The organism is Desulfovibrio sp. (assembly GCF_034006445.1).
GTDB lineage: Bacteria > Desulfobacterota > Desulfovibrionia > Desulfovibrionales > Desulfovibrionaceae > Desulfovibrio.
In genome coordinates, this window is sequence record NZ_JAVESS010000010.1 from 1 (window position 1) to 16503 (window position 16503).

13 protein-coding genes are annotated in these 16503 nt (G+C 61.3%); 11 read left to right on the top strand and 2 right to left on the bottom strand.

Features of this window, described 5'->3' with window-relative positions; genetic code table 11:
* The coding region (locus RBR41_RS09445; RefSeq protein WP_320352310.1) for an alcohol dehydrogenase catalytic domain-containing protein at positions 1-640 on the bottom strand (640 nt) is incomplete at its 3' end.
* 324 nt (positions 641-964) lie between these two features.
* Positions 965-3022 carry a sigma-54-dependent Fis family transcriptional regulator gene (locus tag RBR41_RS09450; RefSeq protein WP_320352312.1) on the bottom strand — a complete coding sequence of 686 codons (2058 nt, stop codon included), beginning with the start codon at positions 3020-3022 and terminating at the stop codon, positions 965-967.
* A 528-nt stretch (positions 3023-3550) separates the two neighbouring features.
* On the opposite strand from RBR41_RS09450, the gene RBR41_RS09455 reads away from it, so the two are divergent.
* From RBR41_RS09455 to RBR41_RS09505, 11 genes are all read left to right on the top strand, one after another.
* On the top strand, positions 3551-4810 hold the full coding sequence (locus RBR41_RS09455) for a dihydrolipoamide acetyltransferase family protein (protein ID WP_320352313.1): 1260 nt from the start codon (positions 3551-3553) through the stop codon (positions 4808-4810).
* A gap of 26 nt (positions 4811-4836) precedes the next feature.
* Positions 4837-5199, top strand: a complete 363-nt coding sequence (locus RBR41_RS09460; protein WP_320352314.1) for a Lin0512 family protein — start codon at positions 4837-4839, stop codon at positions 5197-5199.
* A gap of 33 nt (positions 5200-5232) precedes the next feature.
* Positions 5233-6195, top strand: a complete 963-nt coding sequence (locus RBR41_RS09465) for a thiamine pyrophosphate-dependent dehydrogenase E1 component subunit alpha (RefSeq protein WP_320352315.1) — start codon at positions 5233-5235, stop codon at positions 6193-6195.
* 74 nt (positions 6196-6269) lie between these two features.
* The gene (locus RBR41_RS09470; protein ID WP_320352316.1) at positions 6270-7241 is read left to right on the top strand and encodes an alpha-ketoacid dehydrogenase subunit beta; all 972 of its coding nucleotides are present in this window, start codon (positions 6270-6272) and stop codon (positions 7239-7241) included.
* Between the two features lie 109 nt (positions 7242-7350).
* On the top strand, positions 7351-8364 hold the full coding sequence (locus tag RBR41_RS09475) for an ATP-NAD kinase family protein (protein ID WP_320352317.1): 1014 nt from the start codon (positions 7351-7353) through the stop codon (positions 8362-8364).
* A gap of 269 nt (positions 8365-8633) precedes the next feature.
* Positions 8634-8948, top strand: a complete 315-nt coding sequence (locus RBR41_RS09480; RefSeq protein WP_320352318.1) for a DUF6506 family protein — start codon at positions 8634-8636, stop codon at positions 8946-8948.
* A 103-nt stretch (positions 8949-9051) separates the two neighbouring features.
* Positions 9052-10464: a dihydrolipoamide acetyltransferase family protein gene (locus tag RBR41_RS09485; protein WP_320352319.1), complete on the top strand. Its 1413-nt coding sequence runs from the start codon at positions 9052-9054 to the stop codon at positions 10462-10464.
* A 251-nt stretch (positions 10465-10715) separates the two neighbouring features.
* A complete protein-coding gene (gene lpdA, locus RBR41_RS09490; protein ID WP_320352320.1) occupies positions 10716-12080 on the top strand; it encodes a dihydrolipoyl dehydrogenase in 1365 nt (454 codons plus the stop codon).
* A 93-nt stretch (positions 12081-12173) separates the two neighbouring features.
* Entirely contained in the window at positions 12174-13847 is a 1674-nt protein-coding gene (gene lipA, locus RBR41_RS09495; protein WP_320352321.1) for a lipoyl synthase, read from the top strand.
* Positions 13848-14073: 226 nt separating this feature from the next.
* The gene (locus tag RBR41_RS09500) at positions 14074-16050 is read left to right on the top strand and encodes a cytochrome c3 family protein (protein ID WP_320352322.1); all 1977 of its coding nucleotides are present in this window, start codon (positions 14074-14076) and stop codon (positions 16048-16050) included.
* A 26-nt stretch (positions 16051-16076) separates the two neighbouring features.
* Positions 16077-16502, top strand: a complete 426-nt coding sequence (locus RBR41_RS09505) for a glycine cleavage system H protein (RefSeq protein WP_320352323.1) — start codon at positions 16077-16079, stop codon at positions 16500-16502.
* The last annotated feature ends 1 nt before the right edge of the window (position 16503 follow it).

Consider the following 16503-nt stretch of genomic DNA (forward strand, 5'->3'; position numbering starts at 1 on the left):
TGGCTTTTTCAATGCGCGCCTTGGACATTTCCACCACAATGATCTTGCCCGCGCCTGCGGCTCTGACGGCCATAATGGTGCCAAGGCCGATGGTGCCCGCGCCGAGCACAACCACGTTAAGCCCCAATATGCTGCCAGCCATGCGCACGGCCTTGAAGCCCGTGGCCAGCGGCTCCATGACGGCTCCGGCCTCGGCGCTGACGCCTTCGGGCAGCACGTAGCACAATTCGGCGGGCACATTCACAAGGGATGCAAAAGCCCCGTCATTATGCAGGCCGGTAAAGGCCAGTTTTTCGCAGACGTTGTAGCGCCCTTCGCGGCAGGGTTGGCATTCGCCGCAATGCTGACAGGCATCGGGGGCCACCATGTCGCCAACCTTGATGCTGGTTACGCCCTCGCCAACGGCCACAACCTTGCCGGTAAATTCATGCCCCAGGATGAGGCTGCCCTGTTTGCCGGTGAGCGGGTGGGGAGCGTTCACAGGAATAAAGATGGGGCCGGCCAGGTATTCATGCAGGTCAGACCCGCAAATACCGCACCACTCAACCTTCACCTGCACCCAACCGGGGGCCGGGGGGGAAGGAAGAGGCACCGTTTCAACCCGCACATCTTTTTTACCGTGCCATACCGCGGCTTGCATGCTCTCCGCCATAACGACCTCTCTCGTAAAAGGGTATATGATGCCCTTTCATTTGCACAGGTCGTGCCTTAAAGGCCGCAGTGGCGCGGATTTTTGGCAATCAGGCCGGGAAGCGGCTCACATCCTTGATAGGGAAAAAATGCACATGTCGATTGTCATACCAGGTGCATGATGCTTGTTCCATGCCCGAACACAATCCGGCCTGTGCTGTGCTGGTATGGAACAGCATATACGCCCCTCTGCCCGGAATTTCGCTGTACGCAATTCCGGGCAGAGAAGAAAATCGGGGAGCAGCCAGCAAAAAAAGATGACAGATCGGCGGGATCAGTTGCAGTGATCTATTTTGCGCAGTTTCGCGTAAAGGGTGTTGCGCCCTATGCCCAAGGCCTTGGCCGCTTGCAGCATGTTGCCCTTGTAGTGGGCCAGGGCTGCCTTGATGGCGTGGGCCTCGATGCTGCCCAGGTTGAACTCCGTCATGCGGGGCAGGGCGGTCATGGCGCAGTCGCCGCCGCCAGCGGCCAGCGGCTCGTGCCGGGCATGCAGGGGGGCAGGCAGGTGTTCGGGAAGGATACAGCCGCCCTGGGCCATATTGACGGCAAAATCCATGCTGTGCACAAGCTGGCGCACGTTGCCGGGCCAGGCGTAGTCTTCCATAATGCGCAGGGCCTCGGCCGAAAGGCCGCCAAAAGGCTGGCCGTAGGTGCAGCACAGTCGGCGGCAGTGGTATTCCGCAATGAGGCCGATGTCGTCCTTGCGCTCGCGTAAGGGGGGAATCTCAAGCGCCAGCACGTGGATGCGGTAAAAAAGATCCTGGCGAAAACTCCCCGAGGTCATAAGCTGGTCGAGATCCCGGTTGGTGGCCGTGATAAGCCTGAAGTCCACCTTGATGTTCTGTTTGCCGCCCACACGGGTCACGCAGCGCTCTTCCAGCGGGCGCAGCAGGTTGACCTGCATTTCCAGGGGCATTTCAGATATTTCATCCAGAAAAAGCGTGCCCTTTTCAGCCAGTTCAAATTTGCCGGGGCGGCCCTTTTCCGCCGCGCCGGTAAACGCTCCTTTTTCATAGCCAAAAAGTTCACTCTGAATAAGCTCGCGGGGCAGGGCGCCGCAGTTGACTGCCACAAAGGGGCCGTCAGCCTGCGCGCTGGCCTCGTGGATGGCCCTGGCGAAAAGTTCCTTGCCTGTGCCGGTTTCGCCATACAGCAGTATGGCTGCCGGGCTTTGGGCCATATGCCGTGCTCTGGCCACAACACTGGCCATTTTTTCGCTGCGGTAGAGGATGTCGCCAAAGGGGCGGGGCTCTTCGCGGCGGCTTCGCCGGACGGGCGTCGGCAGAACGCGCGGGGCCTCGGCCTGCAAGGTAATTATGGAGTGGCGGTTTTCAGTGCCGCTGGTCATGAATGACACGATGCGGGCGCTGAGTTCCGGGTTTGCGGTGCAGCGCAGCGGCACGCTTTCGGCGTTGTTCTGCCGCCAGTGCGTGTGCGCGGGGCTGCAGAAAAACATGTCGGCGCGGCAGTCGCGCAGATCTCCGGCATAGCGCAACATGCGGGCGGCGAGGGTATTGGCGTAGCTTATGCGGCCCTCATCATCCACCATGAGTATGCCTATGGGCATGGAACTGAACAGGGTGTTCAAGAGGCTGCGCGACTTGTTTTCCATAGTGGCCAGCGAAGCGTTGAGCAAAAGGCGCTCAATTTCGCGGGCAGCGCCCATGACCAGCCACAGGGCATGGCTGTGGTCGGCGCTGGTGGGGCCGGAAATATCAAAACAGCCCCACAGGTCGCCAAATGGCGTGAAAATGGGAGCCGCCGAACAGCCCCAGGACTGGTGGCTGTTGCAAAAGTGTTCCACTCCCATGACCTGGGCTGGCGTGCCGTCGTTAATGGACAGACTGATGGCGTTGGTGCCCACGCTGAGTTCCGACCACACGGCCCCCGGCCCGAAATGCAGGCGGTCGGCCTCCAGCAGAACTTCCTTGCTGCCACAGGTGCGCAAAATGCGCCCCTCGGCGTCAGCCACCGTAATGAGCAGGCCCCTCTGCTTTATCTGATCATATACCTGCCGCTCCACATCCGCCGCCAGATCGGCGTAGATGTCGGCCAGGGGCTCTATCTGCGTCATGGGGGTGAACTCGCAGCACCGGGGCGAAAGGGGGTCGACGCCCATGTCGCGGCAACGCTGCCAGGATGCGGCGATGGGCCGGGGAAGTGTGGGATCGTCGATGTGTCCTGTTCTGATGAATGTTTCCCACACATCTCGCCTTTGCTTGCCGCTTGAGGAGCCGCCGCCGAGCAAAAGTCCGGGGCGCGGAGATTTGGATGTTCCTCTGGGTTCTTGCCGCATTTCAAAAACATCACCATTGCGCTGCAATACGTACATACCCTTCTCCTCATGCCGCATTCATGTGGCGTAAACCGCCTGCGGATGGCCGCATTGTGGCTTGTTCCGCGCGACCGACACACACCCTGTCAGGATGGCAAGACAGGCCCACCGCATGTGACGGTTCTGTGTACGCTGGAACAAATCTAGTTGGAGAAAGTAATACCTTAGTATTTAGAAAAAATGAATAGGGTTTTCGCAGGATTTTACTAGAGAACTACAACTATCATGGCAGAATTATGTCATGTTTTTATATTGAAGTGTCCTGTATTTGGTATGTTGTCATGTAAAAATGTTCCATTTTTGAACACTTTAACTGTGTATTGGTGATACTTAATAAAATTATATTAGATTTTAGCATGTTATAAGATGGCATCAGAGTTGCACTACTTGGACAAGAGCAGCAAATGGATGGGCCGGGTCGGGGGTATTGCCGAAAGTCGAATACTTTACGGCGGGCGTTGGCCGCCCCGGAATCCGAACGTACCGTCTGTCATAAAAAATCGCTCCACATGAGGAGGTTTGAGGATGGCCTACGAAGTGCAGATGCCCAAATGGGGCCTGACCATGAAAACCGGCAAGATAGCGCGCTGGCTTGTGTCAGAAGGCGGCGCGGTGGAAACGGGGCAGCCGCTTTTGGAAGTGGAGACCGACAAGATTACCAATGTGGTGGAGTCCCCCGCCAGTGGCGTACTTTTACAGATAGTTTCCCCGCAGGGCGAAGTGGTGCCGGTCATGCAGGTCATCGGCGTCATTGGCGCAGCCGGTGAAGCCGTGGCGGCGCAGCCCGCCGCCAGTGCCGCCGCCTCCTCCGCAGCCCCTGCCAAGGCGGAAAAAGCCCCGACTTCCGGTGCCGCTGCCAAAGCCTCCGGCGAGCCGGCACGGGCCATGCCCGCCGCGCGCAGACTGGCTGCGGAACTGGGCGTGGATCTTGCCTCGGTGCAAGGGTCCGGGCGTGACGGGGCCGTGACCGAAAAAGACGTGCGGGCAGCCCACGAAGCCGCCCAAAAGGCTCCTTCCGCTGGGGGGGCCGCCCCGGCAGCCTCCGGTTCCTGCGCGGGTTCTTCCGTGCCTTCCGGGCCTTCCGGCCCCGGCTGCGAAGACGAAATTGTGCCCATGGACGGCCTGCGCAAGCTCATAGCCGACAATATGATGGCCAGCCTTCAGGGTGCTGCCCAGCTTACGGTTTTTGTGGAAGCCGACGTGACCGAAATGGTGGCCCTGCGCGACAGCATGCTGGCCCGCAACAAAAAGAACCCCGACTACCGCCTTTCCTACAACGACATCATAGCCTTTGCCGTGTGCCGCGCCCTGCTGCGTCACCCCGTCATGAACAGCACCCTGCGGGAAGACGGCATCCATCTGCATAAACACGTCAATCTGGGCATGGCCGTATCCCTGGATACGGGCCTAATCGTGCCCAATGTGAAAAACGCCGACACCTTCAGCCTTGAACAGCTCAAGGAAAAGGTGCGCGACGCGGCTTCACGCGCCCGCAAGGGCGGGCTTTCCATGGACGAGATATCCGGCGGCACCTTCACCATCTCCAACGTGAGCATGCTTGGCGTCGACGGCTTTACGCCCATCCTGAATCCGCCGGAAACGGGCATCCTTGGCGTTGGCCGTGTGGTGGAAAAACCGGGCGTGTTCGAGGGTGAAGTGTGCGCGCGCAAGATGATGACGCTTTCGCTCACCTTCAACCATATGGTCACCGACGGCGGCCCGGCCATGAGCTTTTTGCGCACCCTTGCAGACATGCTGGAAAAACCGGTGCGCATGCTGGGCTAAGCCCGAGCGGACAAAGCGAGGAAACCATGCTTCAACGCTACATTGTTGAACTCGGCACCGGAGCGGATCTGCACGGTGCGGACATGACCAAGGCCGCCAGGCGCGCCGTGAAAGACGCCATTTCACGGTCATGTCTCTGTGGTCTGGTTGAAGTGCTCGGCCGCTCGTCTTTTCAGGGAGTGCACGTGCACGCTGAAATCGCCGTGCCCGACCCTGCGGGCGTGGATGTGGAGGCCGTAAAAGCCGCCATACCCATTGGCGATAAAAACGTGACCATTGTTTCCGGCGGATTGCGCGTTCCTGGTCTGGAAGTGCCTATTTTCGGGCCGGGATGCAGCGATATTGTGATGGCCTGCGCGGCTCTTACCGTGTCGGTCTATGTGGATTGAACAGGCACTGATCATGTAAAGGAGGAGAGCATCATGAAACATCCCGACAAGAAGGTCTTGCTGGAAATGTTCAGCACCATGACCAAGATCCGCCTTTTTGAAACGGAACTGCAAAAGTTCTTCGCGGCGGGCAAGATTCCCGGTTTCGTTCACCTGTATCTCGGTGAAGAAGCCGTGGCCACGGGAGCCTGCGCGGCTCTTAAAAAGACGGACATGATCACGAGTACCCACCGTGGGCACGGTCACTGTCTGGCCAAGGGCGGCGACCTCAAGCTCATGATGGCCGAAATCTTCGGCCGTTCCACGGGCTACTGCAAGGGCAAGGGCGGATCCATGCACATCGCCGACTTCAACATCGGCATCCTTGGCGCCAACGGCATCGTTGGCGGCGGCGGCCCCCTGGCCGTGGGCGCGGCCCTGAGCTGCCAGTACAAGAACAACAAGGGCGTGTGCGCCTGCTTCTTCGGCGACGGCGCGTCCAACCAGGGCACCACCCAGGAAGCGCTCAACATGGCCAGCGCCTGGAAGCTTCCCGTGGTCTTCATCAATGAAAACAATGGATACGGCATCTCCTGCGCCCAGCACAGGGCCATGGCCATTACCGATATCGCCGACCGCGCGGCAGGCTATGACATGCCCGGCGTTGTGGTTGACGGCAACGACGTGCTGGCTGTCTACGAAGCCGTGACCGAAGCCGTGGAACGGGCGCGCAAGGGCCATGGCCCCTCGCTTGTTGAATGCAAGACCTACCGCTGGCGCGGCCACTTTGAAGGTGATGCCTGCGTCTACCGTTCCGATCAGGAACTGGAAGAATGGAAGGCCAAGGATCCCCTGCCGCGTTTCGCAGCCAAGCTGGTTGACTCTGGTCTGGCCACCCAGGCGGAACTGGACGCCATCACCGCCAAGGTGACAGCCGACGTGGATGAAGCCGTGAAGTTCGCCGAAGACAGCCCCTTCCCCACTGAGGCTGCCCTGATGGAAGACGTGTACGCCTGACACTCCGGAGCATCATTCGGGACGGCGGAGTAATTTTAGGGAACCACCTTCATATTTTCATAATGGAGAAAGATATGGCCATCAAAACCTACCTGCAGGCGATCAACGATGCCATGCGCCAGGAGATGGAGCGGGACGAAAATGTGTTCATCATCGGTGAAGATGTGGGCAAGTTCGGCGGTTGTTTCGGCGTGACCCAGGGGCTTTTTGACAAATTCGGCGAACGCCGCGTTCGTGACACCCCCATTACCGAAAGCGCCATCGTGGGCGCTGCGGCGGGCGCTGCGGCGGCCGGTCTGCGGCCCATCGCCGAGCTCATGTTCGTGGACTTCATCGGCGTAGCCATGGACCAGCTTTTCAACCAGGCAGCCAAGATGCACTACATGTTCGGCGGCAAGGCCAAGGTGCCCATGGTGCTGCGCATGCCCCAGGGTGCGGGCGTCAGCGCCGCGGCCCAGCACTCCCAGTGCCTGGAAGCCTGGTTCATGCATATGCCAGGAATCAAGGTGTGCATCCCCTCCACCCCTGCGGACGCCAAAGGCATGCTCATCAGCGCCATCCGTGACGACAACCCCGTGGTCTTCCTTGAGCACAAGCTGCTCTACGGCGTGGAAGGCGAAGTGGACGACGCTGTTTATGAAATCCCCCTGGGCAAGGGCGAAATCAAGCGCGAAGGCACCGACGTGACCGTGGTGGCCACGTCCCTCATGGTGCACAAGGCTCTGGAAGCCGCCGAAAAGCTGGCCGCCGAAGACATCAGCGTTGAAGTGGTGGACCCCCGCTGCCTCGTGCCGCTGGACAAGGACATCATCCTCAATTCCGTCAAAAAAACCCATGCGCTGGTGATTGCCCAGGAAGCTGTGAAAACCGCCGGTGCTGGCGCTGAAATAGCCGCCATGGTGGCCGAGGAGGCTCTGGACTATCTGGACGCCCCCATAGCGCGCGTGGGCGCTCCGTACTGCCCCGTGCCCTTCAGCCCTCCGCTGGAAGCGGCCTACATTCCTTCTGCGGAACAGATTGTGGCTGCGGTCAAAGGCCTTCGCTAAGAGCGGAGCAACCGTTGCGCTAGAGCAGTTTACGAATGAAATGAGTTAAAGGCTCTAGCAGGTATGGCCGCAGGTATGGCCTGCGGCCGAAATTTCCACCGGAGTTCACGTGAAAGCAGCCATTATCGCCAATCCAGCTTCAGGCAAGGACATTCGCCGCATAGTCGCGCACGGCAGCGTCTTCGACAATCAGGAAAAGGTGCGCATGGTGCGCCGCATCCTGGTTGGTCTGGCCGCTGCCGGAGTGCGGGATGTTCTCTACATGCCCGAGGGGTACGGCATCGTACCCCGCGCCCTCAGCGATCTGGAAAGCCTTGAAACGCCTGTCAACGTGACTCCGGTGGATATGTATCTGCACAATACGCAGCAGGATACGGTCAATGCCGCCGCCCTCATGCAGGAAGCGGGCGTGGCCGTCATCATCGTGCTTGGCGGCGACGGCACCAGCCGCGCCGCCTGCAAGGGGGCGCGCAACACGCCGCTGCTGCCCCTTTCAACAGGCACAAACAATGTTTTTCCCATCATGACAGAAGCCACGGTGGCTGGCCTGGCCGCGGGCGTTCTGGCCTGTGGCGGCGTCTCTGTGGGCGAGGGCTGTACCGAGGTGAGCCTTCTTGAGGTTCTGGTGGACGATACGCCGGTGGACATCGCCCTGGTGGACGTGGCCGTGTCGGACAACCTTTTTGTGGGGTCGCGCGCCCTGTGGGACATGAGCGACGTGAGTCAGCTCTTTTTTTCGCGCTGCAACCCCGCCTGCATAGGATTTTCCGCCGTTGGCGGCCAGCTGGACAGCATCCGGCCGGAAGAGCCGCGCGGTCTGGCGCTGGATATTGATCCCGATTTCGCCTGTCGCGTGCGTGCGGCCATCGGCCCCGGCCTTTTTGCCGATGTGGGCGTGTCCGGCATGCACAAAATGCTGCCCGGCGACGTCATTGCCGTGCGTCACTCGCCCTGCACCCTGGCGCTGGACGGCGAGCGCGAGGTTGAAGTGCGCAAGGGGCAGCGGGCCGGGGTCAGGCTGTCGGACGACTGGCTGCGCGTGGTGGATGTGCAGCGCACGCTCGAATACGCGCGCCAGCGTGGACTGTTCATACGCGGGGCGCAGGTCTGCTACTCCCGCTAGAGCATTTAACACTTGAAATGCTCGCGTACGGCAGGCAAAGCCCGCCTGCTCGCATTTCGTGGCAAGGATTTTTCAGAAAAATCCTTGCAGAGCAGTTAACTCATTTCATTCGTGAACTGCTCTAGCGCTTGCGGCACGCGCGGTTACACGGCGACACGGCAACGTGGCAACTGCGGCACGCGCGGCACAGCAGCAAGCATGGCAGCAGGCCAGGGTCGGCACGCGCGGCAAGAGCGTCATGGTTCAAAGGCAAAACTGAAGGGGAGCATATGAAACTCAAGGCAGCATTCATTTTTCTTACCAAGATGGAATCCGGGGCGGATTCTCCCGCCGAATACAGAAACTGGACGCGCACTCCCGCTGTGGATCTTTTGTCCATTGGCGTGGCCACCTATGCCCAGGCAGTGGCGGCGGCCCAAAAGGCCGTCAATGAAGAAGGCTGCGTCTGCATTGAACTGTGCGGCGGGTTTGGCGTGCAGGGGACGGCCCTTGTGTCCCGCGCGGTGCAGGTTCCCGTGGGCGTTGTGCGCTTTGACGTGCACCCCGGCCTCGGCAACGTGAGCGGCGACGGCATTTTTGCCTGATCCGGAGCATTATTGGCTACCGTTGATGCAGCTACATTACTGAAAAAAGCCGCCGGACAGCCTTTTGCCATAACACATCTATAAAATCAGCAGGAGTATAGCAGTGAGTATTGAACTTGCCATGCCGAAACTGGGTCTCACCATGAAGACCGGCAAGGTTTCCAAATGGTTCGTGGCCGAAGGCGCCATGGTTAAGCAGGGGGACGACCTTTTTGAGGTGGAAACGGACAAGATCACCAACAAGGTCGAAAGCCCGGCCGACGGCGTGCTTTTTCAGATCCTCGTGCAGCCCAAGCAGGAAGTGGCAGTAGGCGCGGTGCTGGGCATTATTGCAGAACCTGGGGAAAATCCCGCCCGAGTTGAGGGCGGAGCCGCCTCTTCCCCTGCCGGTGATGCTGATGCCGCAAGCCCTGCCGCTGCCCAAAAGAGCACGCCAGCCGCCGCCCAGCCCCCACGCTCAGGCGGGCGGGCCTTCTCCTCTCCCGCCGCACGGCGGCTGGCGTGCGAACTTGATGTGGATATTGCCTGTGTGGTCGGCAGCGGCCCCGAAGGGCGCATTCTCGAGCGTGACGTGCGTGCCCGCTTTGATGCTGTAGGCAAGATCAAGATCACGCCCCTGGCCGCTGTTGTGGCCGCCCGCGCAGGGCTGGACATTACAACGCTCACCGGCACCGGCGAGGGCGGCAAGATCGTGCGCGAAGATGTGGAACGCGCGCTGCACCCCGAAAAGTTCGCGGCTGAAGAGGCCAAGGCCCAGGCCGGAGCAGCTTCTTGCGCCGATGGGTCTGGCGCAAATGGGTTTGGCGCAAATGGGTTTGGCGCCGACGGCCCTGGTACAGTGCCCATGGAAGGCATGCGCAAGATCATTGCCGACAACATGCAGGCCAGCCTGCAGAATTCCGCGCAGCTCACTTTGGTCAGCGAGGCCGACGTGACCGCCTGCGTGGACATCATCGCCGACCTCAGGGCCAGGCACAAGAAGGACAAGGACTTCCGCCTGTCCATGAACGATGTGCTCATCCTGGCCGTGTCCCGCACGCTGAAAAAGCACCCGCGCATGAATGCCACCCTTGATGGCGACACCATCACCCGCCACGCCGAAGTGCACATGGGCGTGGCCGTGGCCCTGCCCGAAGGGCTTGTGGTTCCCGTGCTGCACAATGCGGATGACATGGGCCTGCTCCGTATCGCCAGCGAGGCCCGCCTGCTGGCCGGGCGCGCGCGCAAGGGCGGCCTCACGCCCGACGACATGAGCGGCGGCACGTTTACCATTACCAACATGGCGCATTCCGTGGTGGACTTTTTTACCCCCATCCTGAAACCCGGCGAAACGGGCATCCTGGGCGTGGGCCGCGTGACGGAAAAGCCCGTGGTGCGCAACGGGGCCATTGTGGTGCGTTCCATGATGGGCCTGAGCCTCACCTTTGACCACAGGGTTGAAGACGGCGCTCCGGCGGCGGAATTTTTAAAGACGCTGACCGAGTTTCTGGCGGAACCGGCCCTGCTGTTGTTCTGAGGCGTTCCGGGCCTGAAAGGCTCGTGCCACGGTGAGGCATGCCGCGTTTGCAGCGCGCATGCGACAGCAAACCGCGCTGGCGGCGTAATGCAGGCTTGAATTGTGTACGGTTTTACGGGCGGGGTGCGCCAGGATTGCAGAGGCATTGGCGGAAAGCCAAGAATGCCCCGGGTTCGGGAAAGCCGGGTGGATATTCCGGCAGCGGGCGTATCCCGCACACAAGAAATACAAACAGCGTTCAGGAGAACAAAATGTACGACGTGCTTGTTATTGGTGGTGGCCCCGGCGGATATGCCGCCGCCATCCGCGCTTCACAGCTCAAGGGTAAGGTGGCTCTGGTCGAAGGCGGCAATATGGGCGGCACCTGCGTCATGCGCGGCTGCATTCCCAGCAAGATATGGCTGCGCGCCGCCACCCTGCTTGAACAGTCGCGCAATGCCGGAGAATTCGGCCTTGAACTGACTGTGGGCAAGCTGGACTTCAACGCGGTGCTGGCCCGCAAACAGGGCGTGTCCAACGACATCCGCATGGGTATGGAAGCACTGCTGGCCAACAACGGCGCGGAAGTCATCACGGGCATGGCGAAAATAACCGGCCCCAACAGCGTGGAAGTGGACGGCAAAAAATTTGAGGCCAAAAACATCATCGTGGCCACGGGCAGCATGCTCGACATGCCCGATGTGCCCGGTCTTTCCGGCGCGGCCTTCACCTCGGACGCCCTGCTGGACATGAAGGAAGCCCCGGCTTCGGTTCTTGTCACCGATCCCACCTATATCGGCGTTGAAATGGCCGCGCTGTTGAGCATCCTTGGCAGCAAGGTGGTCTACGCCGTGCCCGGCCCCCGCATCCTGCCCGATGAGGATCAGGATTCCAGCCAGCGTCTGGCCCAGTCCCTGCGCGAGCGCGGCGTGCAGATTATTGCGCGTCACACCCTGGTCAAGGTTGCGGGCAAGACCTGCACCCTCAAGAGCGGCGACAAGGAACAGACCGTTGACGTGGACAAGGTGCTGGTTTCCGGCCGCAAGCCCGTCAGCGCCGGGCTTGGCCTTGAGGCCCTTGGCGTGGGCTTTGGCGATGACGGCAGCATCGTGGTTGACGGCCAGTGCCGCACCGCCTGCCCCTCCATCTTCGCCATCGGCGATTGCACGGGCGGCTGGATGCTGAGCCATGTGGCGTCGGCCATGGGCATCTGCGCGGCGGAAAACTGCATGGGCATGTCTGCGAAGTTCCCGGCCCACCTGGTTTCCCGCGCCATCTGGGGCAGCCCGGAAATGGGTTCCGTGGGCCTTTCTGAAGAGCAGGCCGAGCGCAAGGGCTATGAGGTTGAGGTGGGCGGCTTCCCGTACTCCATCAACGGCTACGCCATGCTGCGCGGCGAGGTGGACGGCGCGGTGAAGATGGTTTCCGACGCTGAAACCGGAGAAATCCTGGGCGTACACATCGTGGGCAGCTGCGCTTCGGAGCTTATAGGCGAAGCGGTGCTGGCCATGCAGCTTGAATGCACGGTGCGCGAATTTGCCAAGGGCTTCCGCGTGCATCCGGCCTTCTGCGAAACAGTGGTGGACGCCGCACGCGACGCCGCTGGCTGGGCCCTGTACCTGCCCAAAAGAGGATAATACCGCATAAACAAGCTCCGGCCGTCCCACAGCAAACCGTGCCGGTTCAGCCGCAGGACGGCCGGAGCATGCAATTTTCAAGGAAGAAGCGCCATGTCCAGAGTTCAAGCCTTGCCGCAAAATACTCCGCCTCGGGCGGGCTGCGCGACGCCTCTGGAAATCCTCGACCTTGGCCGTATCGAATACGGCGAAGCCCTGGATTTTCAGAAAAGCCGCGTGAGTTCCCGCATCAACGGCGTCACCGGCGACACCCTGCTGTTGCTGGAGCACGAGCCGGTCATCACCATGGGGCGCGGCGGTCTGGCCGAACACCTGCATGTGAGCGAAGAACACCTCAGGCGGCAGGGCGTGGGGCTCTTCTGGGTGGAGCGGGGCGGCATGGCCACGTTTCACGGGCCAGGGCAGCTTGTGGCCTATCCCATCATTCTTCTGCACGAAAAAGACCTGCACCTGTATATGGAAAAACTGCTGGCCGCCATTGCCGCCGTGCTGCGCGGCTACGGGCTTGAGCCGCAGATGGGCGTCCACGGCCCCGGAGTGTGGGTCAATGGCGGCAAAATCGCCAGTGTGGGCATGGCCGTGCGCAAATGGGTGACCTTTCACGGCATGGCCCTCAACGTCAATACGGACATTGGCTGGTTCGGCCTCATCACGCCCTGCGGCAATCCCACCGAGCGCATAACCTCCATGCGGCAGGAACTGGGGCATGACGTGGACTTTGCCGAAGTTTCGCGACGCTTTGTGCGCGCCTTCGCCGACGAGTTCGGATTTTCGCCGCGCCCCGAACCGCAGGAGCGGCGGCCTGACTGGCTCACGGTGCGTCTGCAGCCGGAGGCAAGCGTCAGCCCCGTGGAGGACATGCTGTCCGGCCTGCATTTGCACACGGTCTGTCAGGAGGCCATGTGCCCCAACAAGGGCGAATGTTTTGCGCGCGGCACCTCCACATTCATCATTCTGGGCGACGTCTGCACCAGGGGTTGTCGCTATTGCGCGGTGGGCAAGGGCAAACCCGAAGCCCCGGACGCTGCCGAGCCGTATAATGTGGCGCAGGCCGTGCAGCGCATGAAGCTACGGCACGCTGTCATAACTTCCGTGACCCGCGATGACCTGCCCGACGGCGGCGCGGGGCATTTTGTGGCTGTCATGAAGGCCGTTCGGGCCGCCAGCCCGCATACCAGCGTTGAAGTGCTTGTGCCGGATTTTCAGGGCAACCGCGATGCCATCAACGCCGTCTGCGACGTGCGGCCCGACGTCTTCAATCACAACCTTGAGGCCGTGCGGCGCATTTTCGCCCAGGTGCGCCCCCGCGCCAGCTATGACCTTTCCTTGAAGGTTCTGGCCCATGCCGCAGAGAGGGGACTGCGCGTGAAGTCCGGCATCATGCTGGGCCTTGGCGAAACCTGGGACGAAATACGGCAGACCCTGGCGGATCTGCACGCCCACGGCTGCCGCTTTCTGACCCTGGGGCAGTACCTCGCGCCGTCCACGGCCCATGTGCCCGTGGCGCGCTATCTGGCCCCGGACGAATTTGATCACTGGAAGCGCGTGGCTCTGAACATGGGCTTTACCGGCGTGGCCTCAGCGCCTCTGGTGCGCAGTTCCTACAGGGCGGAAGCCATGCTGGAAGAGCAGGCCGCCGCGTCCCGGCTGCAGTCCTGCCATGGCCACGAGGCCTCCACGGACGCGACTGTGGCCAGTCAGGGGCATCAGGGGCATCAGGGCCGTCAGGGAATGGCGTGCGCCACTGCGCCGCAGGGGATTGTGTAGCAATCCCCATACTAAAGAGATTTGGGCAAGCCTTGCCTGTGGTGAAATGATTGATTCAGTGCCGTAGTTGCAGAACATATTATGACGCACTGTTGGGGCGCTGCACAGGCAGACGCTCGCTGTAGTGTCGAAAAAGCTTGTTATTTGTGTGGGTAAACGCCGTAAATGACGTGCGTAAACTTTAAGAATGGACATTCTCAAAGGTAATCCGCTCTAGGAGAAGAACATGAAGTTGTGGTTTAACACGCGCCATACCGCCGCCTCTCTGCCCGTTTTTCTGGTGGCCTTGCTACTGGTGCTGGCGGTCTGCTGGCTTCGGCCCGCCGCCGCTCATGCAGGCAGTTCATGGCTCATAGACGAGATGCGTTTTCACGCCTCGGCCCACAGCGCTCTGTCCTGTACCGATTGCCACACAGACATTGCCGAAGCCGCCGAGCATCCCACGGCCAAGGGGCTGAATCAGCCCGGCAGCACGGCTTTTTCCGCCGAGGGCTGCTACAATTGCCACAGTGAGGTGGAAGCCGAGCTTGCCAAGGGCAAACACGCGGGCAAGGCCCTTGTGAAGGGGCAGGATTATGCCCAGTGCACCACCTGCCATAGCCCGCACTATGTGCTGGGGGCCGAGGCCCGCGCCAAGGGGCTGAGAAAGGGCGCAAATATTTCGCAATCCTGCAATGTCTGCCATGAGATGAAAAAGGCCTTGCCCGTGCCCGCTGCTGACGTGGCCGCCTGCCTGACCTGTCACGGTCTGCAGACCGGAGTGGCGCAAGCGGCCTCGGGCGCGGCGACGGCTTCGGGTTCCGGCGGCGCTGCTGCCCCGCAGGCACAGGCTTCACAGGGCCAGGCCACACAGCCGCAGATTGCGCAAGCAACGCAGGGCCAGTCCGCGCAAGCGCAAGCCCTGCAAGCGCAGGCTCTGCAACCCCGCGCCCTGTGCATGACCTGCCACGGCCCTGAAGCCAGGGATATGCCCGGAGCCGCCCGCATGGACGCGCAGGCCCTGGCCGCCATGACCCACAAGAATATGGACTGCCTGTCCTGTCACAAGGACGCGGCGCGCTATCCGCACAACAAACAGGAGCGCGTGGCCTGCCTGACCTGCCACACGCGCCATACGGAATCGGTCATTCATGACGCCCACAGCCGGGTAAGCTGCGAAAGCTGCCATCTGCAGGGCGTGACCCCCGTGCTCAAGAACGGCATGGTGGTGGCGCGCGTGAACGCTGGCCCCCTCATGGCGCACGACATGGGCCTGCCTTCGGGCACGGCGTCCTGCGTGCGTTGCCATTCTCCGGCCATCTCCGCCGCCAGCCCGGCGGGTGCGGGAAGCGTGGGCGCGGCGGATGCCGTGCTGCCAGCCAAAAGCGTGCTGTGCATGGGCTGCCACGCGGGCACCTTTACGGTGCAGGATACGCCCAGCCGCCTGGGACTCGGCATCTTTGTGCTGGGTTTTGCGGCGCTGATGCTGTTCTGGTTCTCCACCAGCAATCTCGGCAAGGGAAGTCTTGCTCCGGCATCGGACACGCAAAGCAGTGCCGACGGCACAGGCCAGACCCACGGTTGCCCGCGTCCCGAACACCATGGCACGAGCGAAAACCGCTGGCTGGCGCTCCTTGTGGACGTGCTGCTGCAACGCCGCCTGTACCGCGAATCGCGCACGCGCTGGGCCATACACGCCCTGATCTTCTTCCCCTTCCTCATCCGTTTCAGCTGGGGCGTGCTGGCCCTGTTAGGCTCGCATCAGGCGGCTGGTATGGAATGGCCCTGGCTTATGCTGGCCAAGGACTGGGCCCCCACGGCCTTCATCTATGACGTCAGCGGTCTGGCCTTGCTGGCTGGCCTTGTGTGGGCAGCCCTGTTCTGGCGCAGGGAAAAGAAGGCGGCAGCCAATGCGCCGCGCCACGACTGGCCCGCCCTGTGGCTGCTTTTGGCCATCACCGTCACCGGCTTTGTGCTGGAAGGCATGCGCATGGCCCTTACCGGCATGCCTGACGGCAGTGAGTGGGCCTTTGCGGGCCACGCGCTGGCCAGCCTGTTCACCCTTATGAGCCCTGCGCAACTGGCCCGTGTGTACGGCTGGGGCTGGTATGTGCATGCCATAGTTACGGCGGCCACCGTGGCCTACATGCCCTTCAGCCAGTTGCGCCACATTGTCACCACCCCGGTGTTTCTGCTTGTCCAAACCCTGAGGGGCCGTCACTAGCCCCGGAACCACATAAGGAGACTGTTATGGAAATTGCCGGCTACAATATGCCCGAGGAACTGTATTACGACCAATACCACTTCTGGACCCGCGTTGACGGCGACGAACTGGTCATCGGCATGGACGATTTCGCTGAAAAACTGGCCGGACAGATAGTGTTTGTGCAGTTGCCCTTTGTGGGCAAGGTCGTCACGGCGGGCAAGAAGTTCGCCAAGGTGGAATCCGGCAAGTGGCTGGGCACGGTCTACAGCCCGGCGGACGGCGAAATAAGCGCCGTCAATGAGGAGCTGGAGGCCAATCCCTCCCTCATCAACAGCGACTGCTATGGCAAGGGCTGGATGTACAAGATCAGGCCCGTGGACATGAGCCAGATCAATACCCTCATCCACGGCGGCAAGGACGTTATCGAGGCCTGGCTGCTGGAGGATATCAAGAAATTCAAGAAGGACTAAA